Source organism: Pseudomonas sp. PDM21 (assembly GCF_014852505.2).
GTDB lineage: Bacteria > Pseudomonadota > Gammaproteobacteria > Pseudomonadales > Pseudomonadaceae > Pseudomonas.
The window spans coordinates 4,934,489-4,949,186 of record NZ_CM181223.1; the positions used below are offsets into that span (position 1 = coordinate 4,934,489).

A 14,698-nucleotide genomic window follows, 5' to 3' on the forward strand; every position below is an offset into this window, starting at 1 on the left:
CTCCATGCCACTTCGCCATTCCTGGACTCTCGCCCTGCTGCTGGCCTGCGGCCTCGCCCAGGCCGAGACGCCGCAACCCATAAAGACCCCGACGTCCACCGCCTTCGACATGGTGCCGGACGAGGACGGCTTCAAGCACCCGCTGGACGCGCTGAAGTTCAACCCCGGCCTCGACCAGCGCGAGTTCGAGCGCGCCACCTTCGACGCCCTCAACGTCTACGACCCCTGGGAGTCGTGGAACCGCCGGGTCTACCACTTCAACTACCGCTTCGACGAGTGGGTGTTCCTGCCCGTGGTGAACGGCTACGAGTACGTCACCCCGCGCTTCGTACGCACCGGCGTGAGCAACTTCTTCAGCAACCTGGGCGAGGTGCCGACCCTGCTCAACAGCGTCGCCCAACTCAAGCCCGAGCGCGCGGCGAACAGCACCGCGCGACTGCTGTTCAACACCATCCTGGGCATCGGCGGCCTGTGGGACCCGGCCACGGCCATGGGCCTGCCCAAGGTCAGCGAAGACTTCGGCCAGACCCTGGGCTACTGGGGCGTACCGGACGGCCCGTACCTGATGCTGCCGATCCTCGGCCCGTCCAACCTGCGCGACACCGGCGGCCTGGTCACCGACTTCATCGCCGCCCGCGAAGTGAATTACCTGGACTACTCCGACCTCAGTCGCGAGTACTGGGAGCTGCCGGTGCTGGAGATCGTCAACAAACGCTACAGCAACAGCTTCCGCTACGGGCAGATGAATACGCCGTTCGAGTACGAAAAGCTGCGCTACTTCTACACCGAAGCCCGGCGCCTGCAGATCCAGGAGTAAGCCGGAACCGCCGCCTTCGGGCGGCGGTTTTCTTTCCGAATAAGCATCGAATTCATCGATAGTTAGACTGAAAAACTCGCAACCATTTATCCATCAACTGGGACTAGGATGATCTCCATTCACAGATCAAGGAGGTCCCCATGACCCGCTTACGTACCGTGATCGACCAGCACATCGGCCACCCGGCCTCCGACGGCGCCGGCGTGCGCCTGACCCGGGTGGTCGGCGGCCCCGGCATCGAACGCTTCGATCCGTTCCTGATGCTCGACCAGTTCGACACGCAGAATCCCGACGACTACATCGCCGGCTTCCCGGCCCACCCGCACCGTGGCTTCGAGACCGTCACCTACATGCTCGAAGGGCGCATGCGTCACGAAGACCACCTGGGCAACACCGGCCTGCTCAAGCCCGGCGGCGTGCAGTGGATGACGGCGGCCCACGGCATCATCCACAGCGAGATGCCCGAGCAGGTGGAAGGCGCCATGCGCGGCTTCCAGCTGTGGCTGAACCTGCCGGCGAAGGACAAGCTTTCCCCGGCCGGCTACCGCGACATCGAACCCGAGGACGTGCCCCGCGTGACCACCGCGCAAGGCGTTGGTGTGACCGTGATCGCCGGGCGCTTCGACGACGGCCAGACCGTCACCGAGGGTGCCGTGCAACGACCGGGCACCGAGCCGCACTACTACGACCTGGTGCTGCCGGCAGGCACCTCCGTGGCACCGCGCGTTCCGGCGGGTCATCGGGTGATGCTCTACGTCTACGAAGGATCGCTCAAGGTACCGGGCGAGCGCGGTGACGAGGCCGTCGCCACCAACCGCCTGGTGCGCCTCGGTCAGGGCGACGAGATCCAGCTGTCCAGCGACGAGGGCGCACGCGTCCTGCTGCTGGCCGGCAAACCGCTCAATGAACCGATCGTGCAGTACGGCCCGTTCGTGATGAACAGCCGCGAGGAGATCGAGCAGGCCCTGCGCGATTACCGCGATGGTGTCTTCGCCGTCTGAAGCCTCGCCGGCCCCTGCAGGAGCGGGCCATGCCCGCGATCAGCGGACAAGGTCCGCTGTTACAGACCTCTGCGGTTTACAGCGACCAGTCTTCCATTCCCAGAAAGCGCGCGATTTCCGCGCGCTTTTCCATGGCGTCGCGGTACCCCAGTTCGATCAGAGCGTTGCAGTACCCTGGCTCGAACAGCAGGTAGCTGAGCACACCCGCCCCGCTCGCCTTGGTCGCGCCCGGCCCACGCAGAAACAGGCGCAGCGGCCTGGGCAGTTCGTGGCGGTACTGCGCGGCGATCTCGTCCAGCGGCCGACTCGGTGAAATCAGCAGCACATCCACCGGTGCCAGCCCCAGCGTTGCACGGCGAGCTTCCTCGGGCACCAGTGAACTGAGGAAGTTGATCCGGTGCAGCAGCTCGATATCGCCTTCGAGGCTGTCGATGAAGGTACTGTTCAACAGGTGGATGCCCACCTGCGCCAGGCTCGGCGGCTGGCCCGTGCGGTAGTTGGCCACCAGCTCGTTGGCGCTGCCGACCGTGGGGTTGCCACTGACACCGATCACCAGCACACGATTGGCACCCAGGTGCAGCGCCGGGCTGATCGGCGCCTGCTGGCGCACCGCACCGTCGCCGAAGAACTCGCGGAGAATCTTCACCGGGCGGAACAGCAGCGGTATCGCCGAACTGGCCAGCAGGTGCTCGATCTGCAACCGCGTCGGCACGCCGATGCGGCGGTGGCGCAGCCAGGGATCGATGGTGGCGCGGCCCTGGTAGAAAGTCACCGCCTGGCCGGACTCGTAGCCGAAGGCAGTCACCGCCACCGCACGCAGATTGCGCCGACGCACAGCGGCGGCGATGCCGGACAGGTCCAGCTCACGTTCGAGCAGATAGCGCAGCGGCGTGCTGTCCAGCAGCGCCACCGGCTCGCGCTTGCCCAGCCCCAGCAGGCTGTGGCCAAGGAACTTGAAAGCCTGGCTGAACACGCCGGGCCAGTCGGCGCGGTACACCTGCCCGGTGCGGAAGCCCTTCCAGACCTTGGTCAGCCGCTCCACCGCACCGGTGAAGGACAATGCCCCGCAGGCCAAGCCGACGGCATTGATGGCGCCGGCGGAGGTGCCGACGATCACCGGAAAGGGATTCTCCGCCCCCTCCGGCAACAGTTCGGCGATGGCAGCCAGCACGCCGACCTGGTAGGCCGCCCGCGCGCCGCCGCCGGAGAGGATCAGGCCGGTGACGGCCGATGATCTTGCGGGAGTGGCGGGAGGAGTGGCGGAGTCGGTCACGGCAGAAGTCCTTGTCGCGTCGTTTCCAGCGTAGCCCGCCGGAGCGTTACTTCTTCTTGTCGTAGAGCTTGGGCTCGCCCTCGGGGCGGCTCTTGAAGCGGCGGTGCGCCCAGAGGTACTGCTCGGGCTGGCGACGAATCTCGCTCTCTACCCACTGGTTGATGCGGATGCAGTCGGCCTCTTCGCTCTCGCCGGGGAAGTCTTCCAGCGGCGGGTGGATGGTCAGGCGGTAGCCGGAACCATCGGCCAGGCGCGACTGGGTAAACGGCAGCACCAGCGCGCGGCCCAGGCGGGCGAACTTGGTGGTGGCGGTAACGGTGGCCGCCTGGATGCCGAAAAGCGGCACGAACAGGCTCTGCTTGGCGCCGTAGTCCTGGTCCGGCGCGTACCAGATGGCGCGGCCGGCGCGCAGCACCTTGAGCATGGCGCGCACATCTTCGCGCTCGATGGCGGTGGCGTCGGCGTTATGCCGCTCGCGGCCGGTGCGCTGGACGAAGTCGAACACCGGGTTGTCGTGCTCGCGGTACATGCCGTCGATGGTCTGCACCTGGCCGAGCAATGCCGCGCCGATCTCCAGGGTGGTGAAGTGCATGGCCATCAGGATCACGCCCTTGCCTTCGGCCTCGGCCTTCTTCAGGTGCTCGATGCCTTCGATATGGGCGAGCCTGGCCAACCGCGCCTTCGGCCACCACCAGCTCATGGCCATCTCGAAGAAGGCGATGCCGGTGGAAGCGAAGTTTGCCTTGAGCAGGCGCTTGCGCTCGGCGGCGGAGAGATCCGGGAAGCACAGCTCCAGGTTGCGCGCGGCAATCGCCCGGCGGCTGCCGACCACGCGGTACATCAGCGCGCCCAGCGCACGACCCAGAGACAGCAGCGCCGGGTACGGCAGCTGCACCACCAGCCAGAGCACGCCGAGACCGAGCCAGAGCGGCCAGTGGCGGGGATGAAGGAACTCACGGCGAAAGGTGGGGCGGTCCATGGAACTTTCCGGTGACGATCAAAGCCCGACATTCTACCTTGCCGATACGTCCCGCGCCTCCCGCGTGGCCTAGCAATCGGCCACGCTTGCGGCTGCCGGGGCGGTCCGCTATAAGTCCAACCATTTTGATGACGCAGTCCGACCATGAGCCAAGCTGACCTTCTCGACCACGATCCCGTATTCCAGCTCAAGGGCAGCATGCTGGCCGTCACCGTTCTGGAACTGGCCCACAATGACCTGCCTCGTCTGGACCGCCAGCTCGCCGACAAGGTCGCCCAGGCGCCCAACTTCTTCCGCGACACCCCGCTGGTGCTGGCGCTGGACAAGTTGCCCGACGGCGAAGGCCAGCTCGACCTGCAAGGCGTGCTGGACATCTGCCGCCGCCACGGCCTGCGCACCCTGGCAGTGCGCGCCAGCCGCGAGGAAGATATCCGCCTGGCCACCATGTTCGACATTCCCGTGCTGCCGCCGTCGGGCTCATCCCGCGAGCGAGCGGTCGAACCCAAGGACGCCGTCCCGCAGGTGACCGGCGCCGCGCCAGTCCGTCGCCCGCGTGGCGAGAAGCTCTCCGAGAAGGTGGTCGAGCAGGCCGCCGGCGCTGGCGTGCAGGCCGACAAAAGCGTGGAGAAGCCGGCTGAGCAACCCGCCGAGACCAAACCCGAGAAGACGGTCGACGACGCTGCAGAGGCAACAGCCGAAGCGCAGGAAGCCGCTGCGCAAGCGGCCCCGGAAAAGCCTGCCGAGCCGCCGGCGCCGGTCGTCCGCCCGACCAAGCTGGTGACCACCCCGGTACGCGGCGGCGTGCAGATCTATGCCGCCGGCGGCGACCTGATCGTTCTGGCTCCCGTCAGCCCCGGTGCGGAACTTCTCGCCGACGGAAATATCCATGTGTACGGTCCGATGCGCGGTCGTGCCCTGGCCGGTGTCAAGGGCGACACCAGCGCGCGGATTTTCTGCCAGCAACTGGCCGCGGAACTCGTGTCCATCGCTGGTAATTACAAGGTCGCCGAAGACCTTCGACGCAGTCCGCAATGGGGGCAGGCGGTGCACGTCAGCCTGTCGGGTGACGTGTTGAACATCACCCGCCTTTAACGGATACTGCCGCGACTTTCAGGGACCAGAATTCTTCGTTTTTTCTTTGGGGTGAATCACCTTGGCCAAGATCCTCGTAGTCACTTCCGGTAAGGGTGGCGTCGGTAAAACCACCACCAGCGCAGCCATCGGCACCGGCCTGGCCCTGCGCGGCCACAAGACCGTCATCGTCGACTTCGACGTAGGCCTGCGTAACCTCGACCTGATCATGGGCTGCGAACGCCGCGTGGTTTACGACTTCGTCAACGTCATCAACGGCGAAGCGACCCTCACCCAGGCCCTGATCAAGGACAAGCGCCTCGAGAACCTGTTCGTGCTGGCCGCCAGCCAGACCCGCGACAAGGACGCGCTCACCCAGGAAGGCGTCGGCAAGGTCATCGAAGAACTCAAGCAGTCCTTCGACTACGTGATCTGCGACTCCCCGGCCGGCATCGAGAAAGGTGCCCACCTGGCCATGTACTACGCCGATGAGGCGATTGTCGTGACCAACCCGGAAGTGTCCTCGGTCCGCGACTCCGACCGCATGCTCGGCCTGCTGGCCAGCAAATCCGCCCGCGCCGAGAAAGGCGAGGACGCGATCAAGGAACACCTGCTGCTGACCCGCTACAACCCCGAGCGTGTCACCAAGGGCGAAATGCTCGGCGTCGAGGACGTCGAGGAAATCCTGGCCATCCGTCTGCTCGGCGTGATCCCGGAATCCCAGGCGGTGCTCAAGGCATCCAACCAGGGCGTACCGGTCATCCTCGACGAAGAAAGCGATGCCGGCCAGGCGTACAGCGACGCCGTCGAGCGACTGCTGGGCAAAGAAATGCCCCACCGTTTCCTCGACGTGCAGAAGAAAGGATTCCTGCAACGACTGTTCGGAGGACGTGAATGAGCCTTTTAGATTTCTTCCGCAGCCGGAAAGCGCAAAACAGCGCCTCGATCGCGAAAGAAAGACTCCAGATCATCGTCGCCCATGAGCGCGGCAACCGTTCGCAACCGGACTACCTCCCGCAGCTGCAGAAAGACCTGCTGGAAGTGATCCGCAAATACGTGCCCATCGACCAGGAACAAGTCCAGGTCGAGCTGGCCAACCAGGGCAGCTGTTCGATCCTGGAACTCAACATCACCCTGCCGGAGCGTTGATCCGGCCCGGGTGAATCTGCGGCGGCTTCGGCCGCCGCAGTCGTTTCTGTCCCACTTACTTTCGCGTACGAGCTTCCATGCCGCTTTCCCAGATCGAATTCGTCCATGAGGACGCCGCCCTCCTGGTGGTGAACAAGCCCACCCTGCTGCTCTCCGTGCCCGGCCGCGCGGACGACAACAAGGACTGCCTGATCACCCGCCTGCAGGAGAACGGCTACCCCGAAGCGCGCATCGTCCACCGCCTGGACTGGGAAACCTCCGGCCTGATCGTGCTGGCCCGCGATGCCGACAGCCACCGCGAGCTGTCCCGCCAGTTCCACGACCGCGAGACCGAGAAGGCCTATACCGCACTGTGCTGGGGCGAACCCGAGCTGGACAGCGGTCGCATCGAAGCGCCGCTGCGCTACGACCCGCCGACCAAGCCGCGCCACGTGGTGGACTTCGAGCAGGGCCGCCATGCGCTGACCTTCTGGCGCGTCATGGAGCGCCACGGCAACTGGAGCCGCGTCGAGCTCACGCCGATCACTGGCCGCTCGCATCAACTGCGCGTGCACATGCTGAGCATCGGCCACCCGCTGCTGGGTGATCGCCTGTATGCCGAAGGCGAAGCCCTGGAACTGCGCGACCGCCTGTGCCTGCACGCCAGCATGCTGGCGCTGACCCATCCGCAGACCGGCGAGCGCCTGCGCTTCGAGTCGCCCGCGCCGTTCTGACCGCTCTCTGATCGGCGTGCAACCGTAAACGGTTGTACGCCCGACACCCCGCCCCCAGGCCGCAGATTCGTGCATTTACGTTAAACTTCCGGCCATTCGCTGTCCGGAGTTACCCATGCGTACAGAACTCAACCAGGGCCTGATCGATTTCCTCGCGGCCTCCCCCACTCCCTTCCACGCCACCCAGGCTCTCGCCCTTCGTCTCGAAGAGGCCGGCTACCAGCGCCTGGACGAGCGCGACGCCTGGCGCACCGAAGCCGGTGGTCGCTATTACGTCACCCGCAACGACTCCTCGCTGATCGCCTTCAAGCTCGGCACTGCGCCCCTGCTGGAGAACGGCCTGCGCCTGGTCGGCGCGCACACCGACAGCCCCTGCCTGCGCGTCAAGCCGAACCCCGAGCTGGTGCGCAACGGCTACTGGCAGCTGGGCGTCGAAGTCTATGGCGGCGCGCTGTTCGCCCCCTGGTTCGACCGCGACCTGTCCCTGGCCGGCCGCGTCACCTTCCGCCTGGCCGGCAAGGTCGAGAGCAAGCTGATCGATTTCAGGGCTCCCATCGCGGTGATCCCGAACCTGGCGATCCACCTCAACCGCGAAGCCAACATGGGCTGGTCGATCAACGCGCAGACCGAACTGCCACCGATCCTCGCCCAGGTCGCCGCCGGCGAGACCCGTGACTTCCGCGACCTGCTCGGTGAACAGCTGCAGCTGGAGCACGGCATCACCGCCGACGCCATCCTCGATTACGAGCTGAGCTTCTACGACACCCAGCGCGCCGCCGTGATCGGCCTCGACCAGGCCTTCATTGCCGGCGCCCGCCTGGACAACCTGCTGTCCTGCTTCGCCGGCTTGCAGGCCCTGCTGGGCAGCAGCGACGAGCAGAGTGGCGTGCTGGTCTGCACCGATCACGAAGAAGTGGGTTCCTGCTCCGCCTGCGGCGCCGACGGCCCGTTCCTGGAGCAGGTGCTGCGCCGCCTGCTGCCCGAGGGCGATGCCTTCACCCGCACCGTGCAGCGCTCGCTGCTGGTTTCCGCCGACAACGCCCACGGCGTGCACCCGAACTACGCCGACAAGCACGACGGCAACCACGGCCCGAAGCTCAACGGCGGCCCGGTGATCAAGATCAACAGCAACCAGCGCTACGCCACCAACAGCGAGACCGCCGGTTTCTTCCGCCACCTGTGCCTGGAAAACGAAGTGCCGGTGCAGAGCTTCGTGACCCGCAGCGACATGGGTTGCGGCTCGACCATCGGCCCGATCACCGCCAGCCAGATCGGCGTGCGCACGGTCGACATCGGCCTGCCAACTTTCGCCATGCACTCGATCCGCGAGCTGGCCGGCAGCCAGGACCTGCACTACCTGGCCAAGGTCCTCAGCGCCTTCTACGACAGCGCCGACCTGCCCTGACCCGAACGCCCGGCAAAAGCCGGGCGTTTTTCTTCCAGCACTCCGCCCCTGCAATCAATCCGGCACCTCCACGCTCACGTGGATGGCGTCGTGCCGCCAGAACTCCAGGTCACAATCGATGATGCGCCCATGCTGGTCGCCATTGATGCGGGTGATGCGCAGCGCCGGGCTGCCCTCGGCGACGCGCAGCACGCTGGCTGCCTCGCCGTGCAGGGCCGTGGGCACCATGTCGAAGCGCACGCGGCCGTAACGGATGTCATAGCGACTGGCATACAACTCGGTGAGTGAGCAGGTCAGGTCGCTGTCGAGAATGCCGGGGAAGTATGCCGGGTTGAGGTAGTGCTCGACATAGAGCACCAACCGTCCATCCACCCGCCGCAGCCGGCGGACCTGGTAGACGCTGGACAGCGCCGGCAGCTCCAGCAGCTCGCAGATCGCCGCGCTGGCGGGAATCTGCCGGGCCGACAGCACCTCGGTTTCCGGCACCCGGCCCTGCCCTTCCACCATGGCGTGGTAGTGGCTGCGCACCAGCGGGTTGTACAGCAGCCGCGGCGGCGAGACGAACCAGCCACGACGCTCCTCGCGGTAGATCAGCCCCTGGGCCTCCAGTTGCCCCAGCGCCTCGCGCAGGGTGATCCGCGTGGTGTCGAACAGCTCGCTCAGCTTGCGTTCGGCCGGCAGCTTGCCGCCGGCGCTGAGCAGGCCGCTGTCGATCTGTTCGATGAGTGCGCGGCAGATCGCCGTGACCGTGGGTAGCGCCGTATCGCGCATTCGATTCCCTCTTTTGGACTAGTCCAGCCCCAGAACGGGGCATTTCTTTCCCCCGACGGGGTGCGGTCATCCTAGGAAAGCCCCATGACCATCCCGTGACAATGCCTTTTCAAGCAGCCGCCATGCCAGTTAACGACACCAGCGTAGCCCAGGCGAATCGGGGCATTGGCGATGGTCTACGCTTTTCCCCTACGACCCGCCGGCCGCTCAGGGCCGGGCTGGCGCGCCTGGGGCTTACATCAAACTGTCATCCGCCCCGCTTAGATTGGCCTGCGTCTTGCTGATCTAGACCACGCTTGAAAACACTGAACGTCATCCGAAGGAGCACCGAATGAAACGCTTGCTTGCTTCACTGCTGGGATCGGCCATTGCCTTGGGCAGCGGCCTCGCCATGGCGGCCACCGCCGATCTGCAATCGCTGGAAGCCGCCGCCCGCAAGGAAGGCCAGGTCAACAGCGTGGGCATGCCCGACAGCTGGGCGAACTGGAAGGACACCTGGAAGGATCTGGAAAGCAAGTACGGCCTCAAGCACATGGACACCGACATGAGCTCGGCCCAGGAGCTGGCCAAGTTCAAGGCCGAGAAAGAGAACGCCAGCGCCGACATCGGCGACGTCGGCGCCGCCTTCGGCCCCATTGCCCTGCAGATGGACGTCAGCCAGCCCTACAAGCCCAGCACCTGGGACCAGATCCCGGAATGGGCCAAGGACAAGGACGGCCACTGGGCGCTCGCCTACACCGGCACCATCGCCTTCATCGTCAACAAGCAACTGGTGAAGGACGTGCCGCACAGCTGGGCCGACCTGCTCAAGGGCAAGTACAAGGTCACCATCGGTGACGTCAGCGCTGCCGCCCAGGCCGTCAACGGCGTACTGGCCGCGAGCATCGCCAACGGCGGCGACGAGAAGAACATCAAGCCGGGCCTGGAGTTCTTCGCCCAGCTGGCCAAGCAGGGTCGTCTGTCGCTGACCAACCCGGTGATCAACACCCTGGAGAAGGGTGAAGTGGAAGTCGGCATCGTCTGGGACTTCAACGGCCTGAGCTACCGCGACCAGATCGACCCGACGCGCTTCGAGGTACTGATTCCCTCCGACGGCTCGGTGATCTCCGGCTACACCACCATCATCAACAAGTACGCGAAGAACCCGAACGCCGCCAAGCTGGCCCGCGAGTACATCTTCAGCGACGCCGGGCAGATCAACCTCGCCAAAGGCAACGCCCGCCCGATCCGCGCCGAGCACCTGACCCTGCCGGATGACGTGAAGGCCAAGCTGCTGCCCAACGAGCAGTACGCCAAGGCCCAGCCGATCAAGGACCCCAAGGCCTGGGAAGAGACCTCCAAGCGTCTGCCGCGCCTGTGGCAGGAAAACGTCATCATCAACATGCAATGACGCCCAGCCGCCCCGGCTCGCACCGGGGCGGCCGCGTTCCAACGAAGGCCCCGCCCATGCGCCACGACGTCATCCTGGTCGTCCTCGACGGCCTCAACTACAGCGTCGCCCACGACTGCATGGGCCACCTGCAGGCCCTGTGCAACGCCGGACGCGGCCAGCTCTACCGGCTCGAATGCGAGCTGCCTTCGCTGTCCCGCCCGTTGTACGAATGCATCCTCACCGGCGTGCGCCCCATCGACAGCGGTATTCTGCACAACGACGTGTCGCGCCTGTCCAACCAGCGCAGCCTGTTCCACTACGCCCGCGATGCCGGCCTGACGACTGCCGCCGCGGCGTACAACTGGGTCAGCGAGTTGTACAACCGCACGCCCTTCGACCCAGCGCGCGACCGTCATACCGACGACGAGTCCCTGCCGATCCAGCACGGCCACTTCTACTGGACGGACCATTACCCCGACTCGCACCTGCTCACCGATGCCGAGTCGCTGCGCCGCCGACATGCGCCGAACTGCCTGCTGGTGCACCCGATGAACATCGACGACGCCGGCCACAAGCATGGCCTGGGCACGCCGCAGTACCGCAACAGCGCGCGGCACGTCGACATCATCCTCTCCGAGTACCTGCACCAGTGGCTGGCCGCCGGCCACCAGGTGATGGTCACCGCCGACCACGGCATGAACGACGACCGCAGCCACGGCGGCATCCTCCCCGAGGAGCGCGAAGTGCCACTGTTCGTCTTCGGCGAGGCGTTCAGCCTCGATGACCAGGCGCGCCCGCGCCAGATCGAACTCTGCGGCACGCTGTGCGAGATCCTCGGCGCCGCCCACGACAAACCGGTCTGCCGGGAGTTGCTCAAGGCATGAGATCGAACACCGGAAAACTCTTCGCCCTGCTCTGCCTGCTGCCCTTCGCGCTGTTCTTCTTCGCCTTCCAGCTCGCGCCACTGCTGTGGGTGATGATCAACAGCGTGCGCACCGGCGACGGCTGGGGCCTGGGCAACTTCAGCGAAATCTTCGGTTCGCCGTTCTACCTGCAGGCGATCCGCTACAGCCTGGAGATTTCGGTCTGGTCGAGCCTGATCGGGCTGGCCATCGCCATCCTCGGCAGCTACTCGCTGCGCCAGGTGGACAGCAAGCTGCGCGACTTCGTGATGGCCTTCGCCAACATGACCAGCAACTTCGCCGGTGTGCCGCTGGCCTTCGCCTTCATCATCATCCTGGGCTTCAACGGTGCCATCACGCTGCTGCTGAAACAGGCGGGGATCATCGAGGACTTCAACCTCTATTCGAAGACCGGCCTGATCATCCTCTACACCTACTTCCAGATTCCTCTGGGGGTGATGCTGCTCTACCCGGCCTTCGACGCCCTGCGCGAAGACTGGCGCGAGTCCGCCGCGCTGCTGGGCGCCAGCCAGTGGGAGTTCTGGCGGCACATCGGCATCCCGGTGCTGACGCCTGCGCTGCTGGGCACCTTCGTCATCCTGCTGGCCAACGCGCTGGGCGCCTACGCCACGGTCTACTCGCTGACCACCGGCAACTTCAACGTGGTGCCGATCCGCATCGCCGGGCTGGTCTCGGGCGACGTGTTCCTCGACCCGAACATGGCCAGCGCGCTGGCAATGGTGCTGGTCGGCCTGATGAGCATCATTACCCTGGCCCACCAGTGGCTGCTGCGCCGGAGCTACCATGTCGAGAAACGCTAGTCCGCTGTACCACCGCGTGGTGGTCTATGCGCTGTTCCTGATCCTGCTGGTGCCGCTGGCCGCCACCCTGCTCTACTCACTGGCCACCTCGTGGAGCGCCAGCGTGTTGCCGGACGGGCTGACCCTGAAGTGGTTCCTGACCCTGTGGAGCGACCCGCGCTTCCTCGTCGCCTTCGGCCAGTCGCTGCTGGTGTGCTTCGGCGCGCTGATCCTCAGCGTGGTGCTGGTGCTGCCGCTGATGTTCGTCATCCACTACTACTTCCCGCGCCTGGACGCGCTGATGAACGTGCTGATCCTGCTGCCCTTCGCGGTGCCGCCGGTAGTGTCGTCGGTCGGCCTGCTGCAGCTCTACGCCTCGGGCCCGGTGCCCATCGTCGGCACGCCGTGGATCCTCATCGGCTGCTACTTCACCATCGCCCTGCCCTTCATGTACCGGGCGATCAGCAACAACCTGCAGGCGATCAACCTGCACGACCTGATGGACGCCGCCCACCTGCTCGGCGCCAGCACCTGGCAGGCCGCCCTGCTGGTGGTGCTGCCGAACCTGCGCAAGGGCCTGATGGTGGCGCTGTTCCTGTCCTTCAGCTTCCTCATCGGCGAGTTCGTCTTCGCCAACCTGCTGGTGGGCACCCGCTACGAGACGCTGCAGGTGTTCCTCAACAACATGCGCAACAGCAGCGGCCACTACACCAGCGCGGTGGTGGTCTCCTACTTCCTCTTCGTCCTGCTGCTCACCTGGGCGGCGAACAGACTTAACAAGGACAAGACATGAGCTTCCTCAGCGTCGAGACACTGAACAAGAGCTACGGCAGCACCACAGTATTCCAGGACATCGACTTTGCCGCCGAACGCGGTGAGTTCGTCACCCTGCTCGGCCCCAGCGGCTGCGGCAAATCCACCCTGCTGCGCTGCATCGCCGGCCTCACTGCGGTGGACAGCGGGCGCATCCTGCTGGACGGCGAGGACATCGTGCCCAGGAGCCCGCAGAAGCGCGGCATCGCCATGGTGTTCCAGAGCTACGCGCTGTTCCCCAACATGACCGTGGAGCAGAACGTCGCCTTTGGCCTGCGCATGCAGAAGGTGCCGGCTGCGGAGTCAACCCTGCGCGTGCGCGAGGCGCTGGAGATGGTCGAGCTCGGCCCGCTGGCGGCGCGCTATCCGCACCAGCTGTCCGGCGGTCAGTGCCAGCGCGTCGCCCTGGCCCGCTCGCTGGTCACCCGCCCGCGCCTGCTGCTGCTCGACGAGCCGCTGTCAGCGCTGGACGCGCGCATCCGCAAGCACCTGCGCGAGCAGATCCGCCGCATCCAGCAGGAGCTGAAACTGACCACGGTGTTCGTCACCCACGACCAGGAAGAAGCCCTGACGCTGTCCGACCGCATCGTGCTGATGAACGCCGGGCGCATCGTCCAGAGCGGCGACGCCGAGACGCTCTACACCGCGCCGGAAAACGCCTTTGCCGCCGGTTTCATCGGCAACTACAACCTGCTCGACGCCGCCCAGGCAACCAAGCTGCTCGACCGGCCGTTCCGCCAGCAGGTGGCGATCCGCCCCGAGTCCCTGCGCCTGAGCGTGGAGCCGGGCGAAGGCATCCCGGTTCGGGTACTCTCCCACAGCCTGCTGGGCAACGTGATCCGCTACCGGGTCGACGCCAGTGGCGTCGAGCTGACCGTGGACGTCCTCAATCGCAGCGCCGAGCGGCTGTACCCGGCCGGCACCCAGCTCGGCCTGCAAATCGACCTTGAAAGCATTCGGGAGGTGGCCTGATGGCCCTGGTGATATTCGACCTCGACGACACCCTGATCGACGGCGACTGCGCGAGCCTGTGGAGCCAGCGCATGGCCGATCTCGGCTGGGTGGACGCGGAGTCGTTCCTCAAGCGCGACGCCGAACTGATGGCGCTGTACGCGCAGGGCAAACTGCCCATGGAGGACTACATGGCCTTCGCCCTGGAACCGATGGCCGGGCGCAGCGTGGATGAGATCGAGCGGGAAGTGGCAACCTTCGTCGAGGACGTGATCGAGCCCCTGATCCACACCGATGCCTGCGCCAGCCTCGCCCGCCACCGCGAGGCTGGCGACCGTCCGCTGGTGATCTCCGCCTCGGGCGTGCACCTGGTGCAGCCCATCGCCGAACGCATCGGCATCGACGAAGTGCTGGCCATCGACCTGGAAGTGCTCAACGGCCACTATACCGGCCGCACCGAGGGCGTGCTGACCTACCGCGAAGGCAAGGTGCTGCGCCTGCTCGACCTGCTGGAGGGCGACGACAGCCCGCTGGCCGAAGCGCACTTCTACTCCGACTCGCGCAACGACCTGCCGCTGCTCAAGCTGGTGGGCAAACCGCACGTGGTGAACGCCGACCCGGTGCTGCTGGAGCACGCGCAGAAGATGGGCTGGGACGTTCTGAACTGGAAGTGAACCCGGC

The 14,698-nt window shown here is 65.9% G+C and carries 16 protein-coding genes; 13 read left to right on the forward strand and 3 right to left on the reverse strand.

What is annotated here, in order from left to right; genetic code table 11:
* Positions 1-4: 4 nt before the first annotated feature.
* Positions 5-817, forward strand: a complete 813-nt coding sequence (locus IB275_RS22635) for an MlaA family lipoprotein (protein ID WP_192209764.1) — start codon at positions 5-7, stop codon at positions 815-817.
* 140 nt (positions 818-957) lie between these two features.
* Positions 958-1,818: a pirin family protein gene (locus IB275_RS22640; RefSeq protein WP_192291305.1), complete on the forward strand. Its 861-nt coding sequence runs from the start codon at positions 958-960 to the stop codon at positions 1,816-1,818.
* A gap of 76 nt (positions 1,819-1,894) precedes the next feature.
* On the opposite strand, the gene IB275_RS22645 is transcribed toward IB275_RS22640, so the two are convergent.
* Both IB275_RS22645 and IB275_RS22650 read right to left on the reverse strand, forming a co-directional pair.
* A complete protein-coding gene (locus IB275_RS22645) occupies positions 1,895-3,091 on the reverse strand; it encodes a patatin-like phospholipase family protein (protein ID WP_192291306.1) in 1,197 nt (398 codons plus the stop codon).
* A gap of 46 nt (positions 3,092-3,137) precedes the next feature.
* On the reverse strand, positions 3,138-4,070 hold the full coding sequence (locus tag IB275_RS22650) for a lipid A biosynthesis lauroyl acyltransferase (protein ID WP_192291307.1): 933 nt from the start codon (positions 4,068-4,070) through the stop codon (positions 3,138-3,140).
* A 144-nt stretch (positions 4,071-4,214) separates the two neighbouring features.
* Between IB275_RS22650 and minC the strand changes: the two genes are divergently transcribed.
* The 5 genes from minC (at position 4,215) to IB275_RS22675 (ending at position 8,408) form a co-directional block, all read left to right on the forward strand.
* Positions 4,215-5,162, forward strand: coding sequence for a septum site-determining protein MinC (gene minC, locus IB275_RS22655; protein WP_192291309.1), 948 nt, complete (start codon positions 4,215-4,217; stop codon positions 5,160-5,162).
* Positions 5,163-5,223: 61 nt separating this feature from the next.
* Positions 5,224-6,039 (forward strand): septum site-determining protein MinD, encoded by an 816-nt coding sequence (gene minD / locus IB275_RS22660; protein WP_017522034.1) that lies wholly within the window; start codon positions 5,224-5,226, stop codon positions 6,037-6,039.
* The gene (minE, locus tag IB275_RS22665; protein WP_045210300.1) at positions 6,036-6,290 is read left to right on the forward strand and encodes a cell division topological specificity factor MinE; all 255 of its coding nucleotides are present in this window, start codon (positions 6,036-6,038) and stop codon (positions 6,288-6,290) included. Before minD ends, minE begins: the two co-directional genes overlap by 4 nt.
* Before the next feature lie 77 nt (positions 6,291-6,367).
* Positions 6,368-7,003, forward strand: coding sequence for an RluA family pseudouridine synthase (locus IB275_RS22670; RefSeq protein WP_017522036.1), 636 nt, complete (start codon positions 6,368-6,370; stop codon positions 7,001-7,003).
* Between the two features lie 115 nt (positions 7,004-7,118).
* Positions 7,119-8,408 (forward strand): M18 family aminopeptidase, encoded by a 1,290-nt coding sequence (locus tag IB275_RS22675; RefSeq protein WP_081520220.1) that lies wholly within the window; start codon positions 7,119-7,121, stop codon positions 8,406-8,408.
* 54 nt (positions 8,409-8,462) lie between these two features.
* Here IB275_RS22675 and IB275_RS22680 read toward each other — a convergent pair whose 3' ends face one another.
* Positions 8,463-9,179 (reverse strand): UTRA domain-containing protein, encoded by a 717-nt coding sequence (locus IB275_RS22680; RefSeq protein ID WP_081520219.1) that lies wholly within the window; start codon positions 9,177-9,179, stop codon positions 8,463-8,465.
* A 331-nt stretch (positions 9,180-9,510) separates the two neighbouring features.
* Here IB275_RS22680 and IB275_RS22685 point away from each other — a divergent pair, with 331 nt between their 5' ends.
* Genes IB275_RS22685 through IB275_RS22710 form a run of 6 tightly spaced genes read left to right on the forward strand, consistent with a single transcriptional unit; the run spans position 9,511 to position 14,691 of the window.
* Positions 9,511-10,569 (forward strand): ABC transporter substrate-binding protein, encoded by a 1,059-nt coding sequence (locus IB275_RS22685; RefSeq protein ID WP_081520218.1) that lies wholly within the window; start codon positions 9,511-9,513, stop codon positions 10,567-10,569.
* Between the two features lie 56 nt (positions 10,570-10,625).
* Positions 10,626-11,435 (forward strand): alkaline phosphatase family protein, encoded by an 810-nt coding sequence (locus tag IB275_RS22690; protein WP_192291311.1) that lies wholly within the window; start codon positions 10,626-10,628, stop codon positions 11,433-11,435.
* Entirely contained in the window at positions 11,432-12,274 is an 843-nt protein-coding gene (locus IB275_RS22695; RefSeq protein WP_192291313.1) for an ABC transporter permease, read from the forward strand. Before IB275_RS22690 ends, IB275_RS22695 begins: the two co-directional genes overlap by 4 nt.
* Entirely contained in the window at positions 12,258-13,046 is a 789-nt protein-coding gene (locus IB275_RS22700; protein WP_045210308.1) for an ABC transporter permease, read from the forward strand. Before IB275_RS22695 ends, IB275_RS22700 begins: the two co-directional genes overlap by 17 nt.
* A complete protein-coding gene (locus IB275_RS22705) occupies positions 13,043-14,038 on the forward strand; it encodes an ABC transporter ATP-binding protein (RefSeq protein ID WP_192291315.1) in 996 nt (331 codons plus the stop codon). Before IB275_RS22700 ends, IB275_RS22705 begins: the two co-directional genes overlap by 4 nt.
* A complete protein-coding gene (locus IB275_RS22710; protein ID WP_192291317.1) occupies positions 14,038-14,691 on the forward strand; it encodes an HAD family hydrolase in 654 nt (217 codons plus the stop codon). The genes IB275_RS22705 and IB275_RS22710 overlap by 1 nt, the downstream gene beginning before the upstream one ends.
* Positions 14,692-14,698: the final 7 nt, after the last annotated feature.

What these genes read in the sequence shown, in the direction of transcription:
- IB275_RS22685 (WP_081520218.1), top strand. Translation starts at nt 9,511, where the DNA reads ATGAAACGCTTGCTTGCTTCACTGCTGGGATCGGCCATTGCCTTGGGC.
- IB275_RS22635 (WP_192209764.1), top strand. Translation starts at nt 5, where the DNA reads ATGCCACTTCGCCATTCCTGGACTCTCGCCCTGCTGCTGGCCTGCGGC.
- IB275_RS22640 (WP_192291305.1), top strand. Translation starts at nt 958, where the DNA reads ATGACCCGCTTACGTACCGTGATCGACCAGCACATCGGCCACCCGGCC.
- IB275_RS22670 (WP_017522036.1), top strand. Translation starts at nt 6,368, where the DNA reads ATGCCGCTTTCCCAGATCGAATTCGTCCATGAGGACGCCGCCCTCCTG.
- IB275_RS22690 (WP_192291311.1), top strand. Translation starts at nt 10,626, where the DNA reads ATGCGCCACGACGTCATCCTGGTCGTCCTCGACGGCCTCAACTACAGC.
- IB275_RS22650 (WP_192291307.1), bottom strand. Translation starts at nt 4,070, where the DNA reads ATGGACCGCCCCACCTTTCGCCGTGAGTTCCTTCATCCCCGCCACTGG.
- IB275_RS22710 (WP_192291317.1), top strand. Translation starts at nt 14,038, where the DNA reads ATGGCCCTGGTGATATTCGACCTCGACGACACCCTGATCGACGGCGAC.
- IB275_RS22680 (WP_081520219.1), bottom strand. Translation starts at nt 9,179, where the DNA reads ATGCGCGATACGGCGCTACCCACGGTCACGGCGATCTGCCGCGCACTC.
- IB275_RS22705 (WP_192291315.1), top strand. Translation starts at nt 13,043, where the DNA reads ATGAGCTTCCTCAGCGTCGAGACACTGAACAAGAGCTACGGCAGCACC.
- IB275_RS22700 (WP_045210308.1), top strand. Translation starts at nt 12,258, where the DNA reads ATGTCGAGAAACGCTAGTCCGCTGTACCACCGCGTGGTGGTCTATGCG.
- IB275_RS22675 (WP_081520220.1), top strand. Translation starts at nt 7,119, where the DNA reads ATGCGTACAGAACTCAACCAGGGCCTGATCGATTTCCTCGCGGCCTCC.
- minE (WP_045210300.1), top strand. Translation starts at nt 6,036, where the DNA reads ATGAGCCTTTTAGATTTCTTCCGCAGCCGGAAAGCGCAAAACAGCGCC.
- minC (WP_192291309.1), top strand. Translation starts at nt 4,215, where the DNA reads ATGAGCCAAGCTGACCTTCTCGACCACGATCCCGTATTCCAGCTCAAG.
- IB275_RS22695 (WP_192291313.1), top strand. Translation starts at nt 11,432, where the DNA reads ATGAGATCGAACACCGGAAAACTCTTCGCCCTGCTCTGCCTGCTGCCC.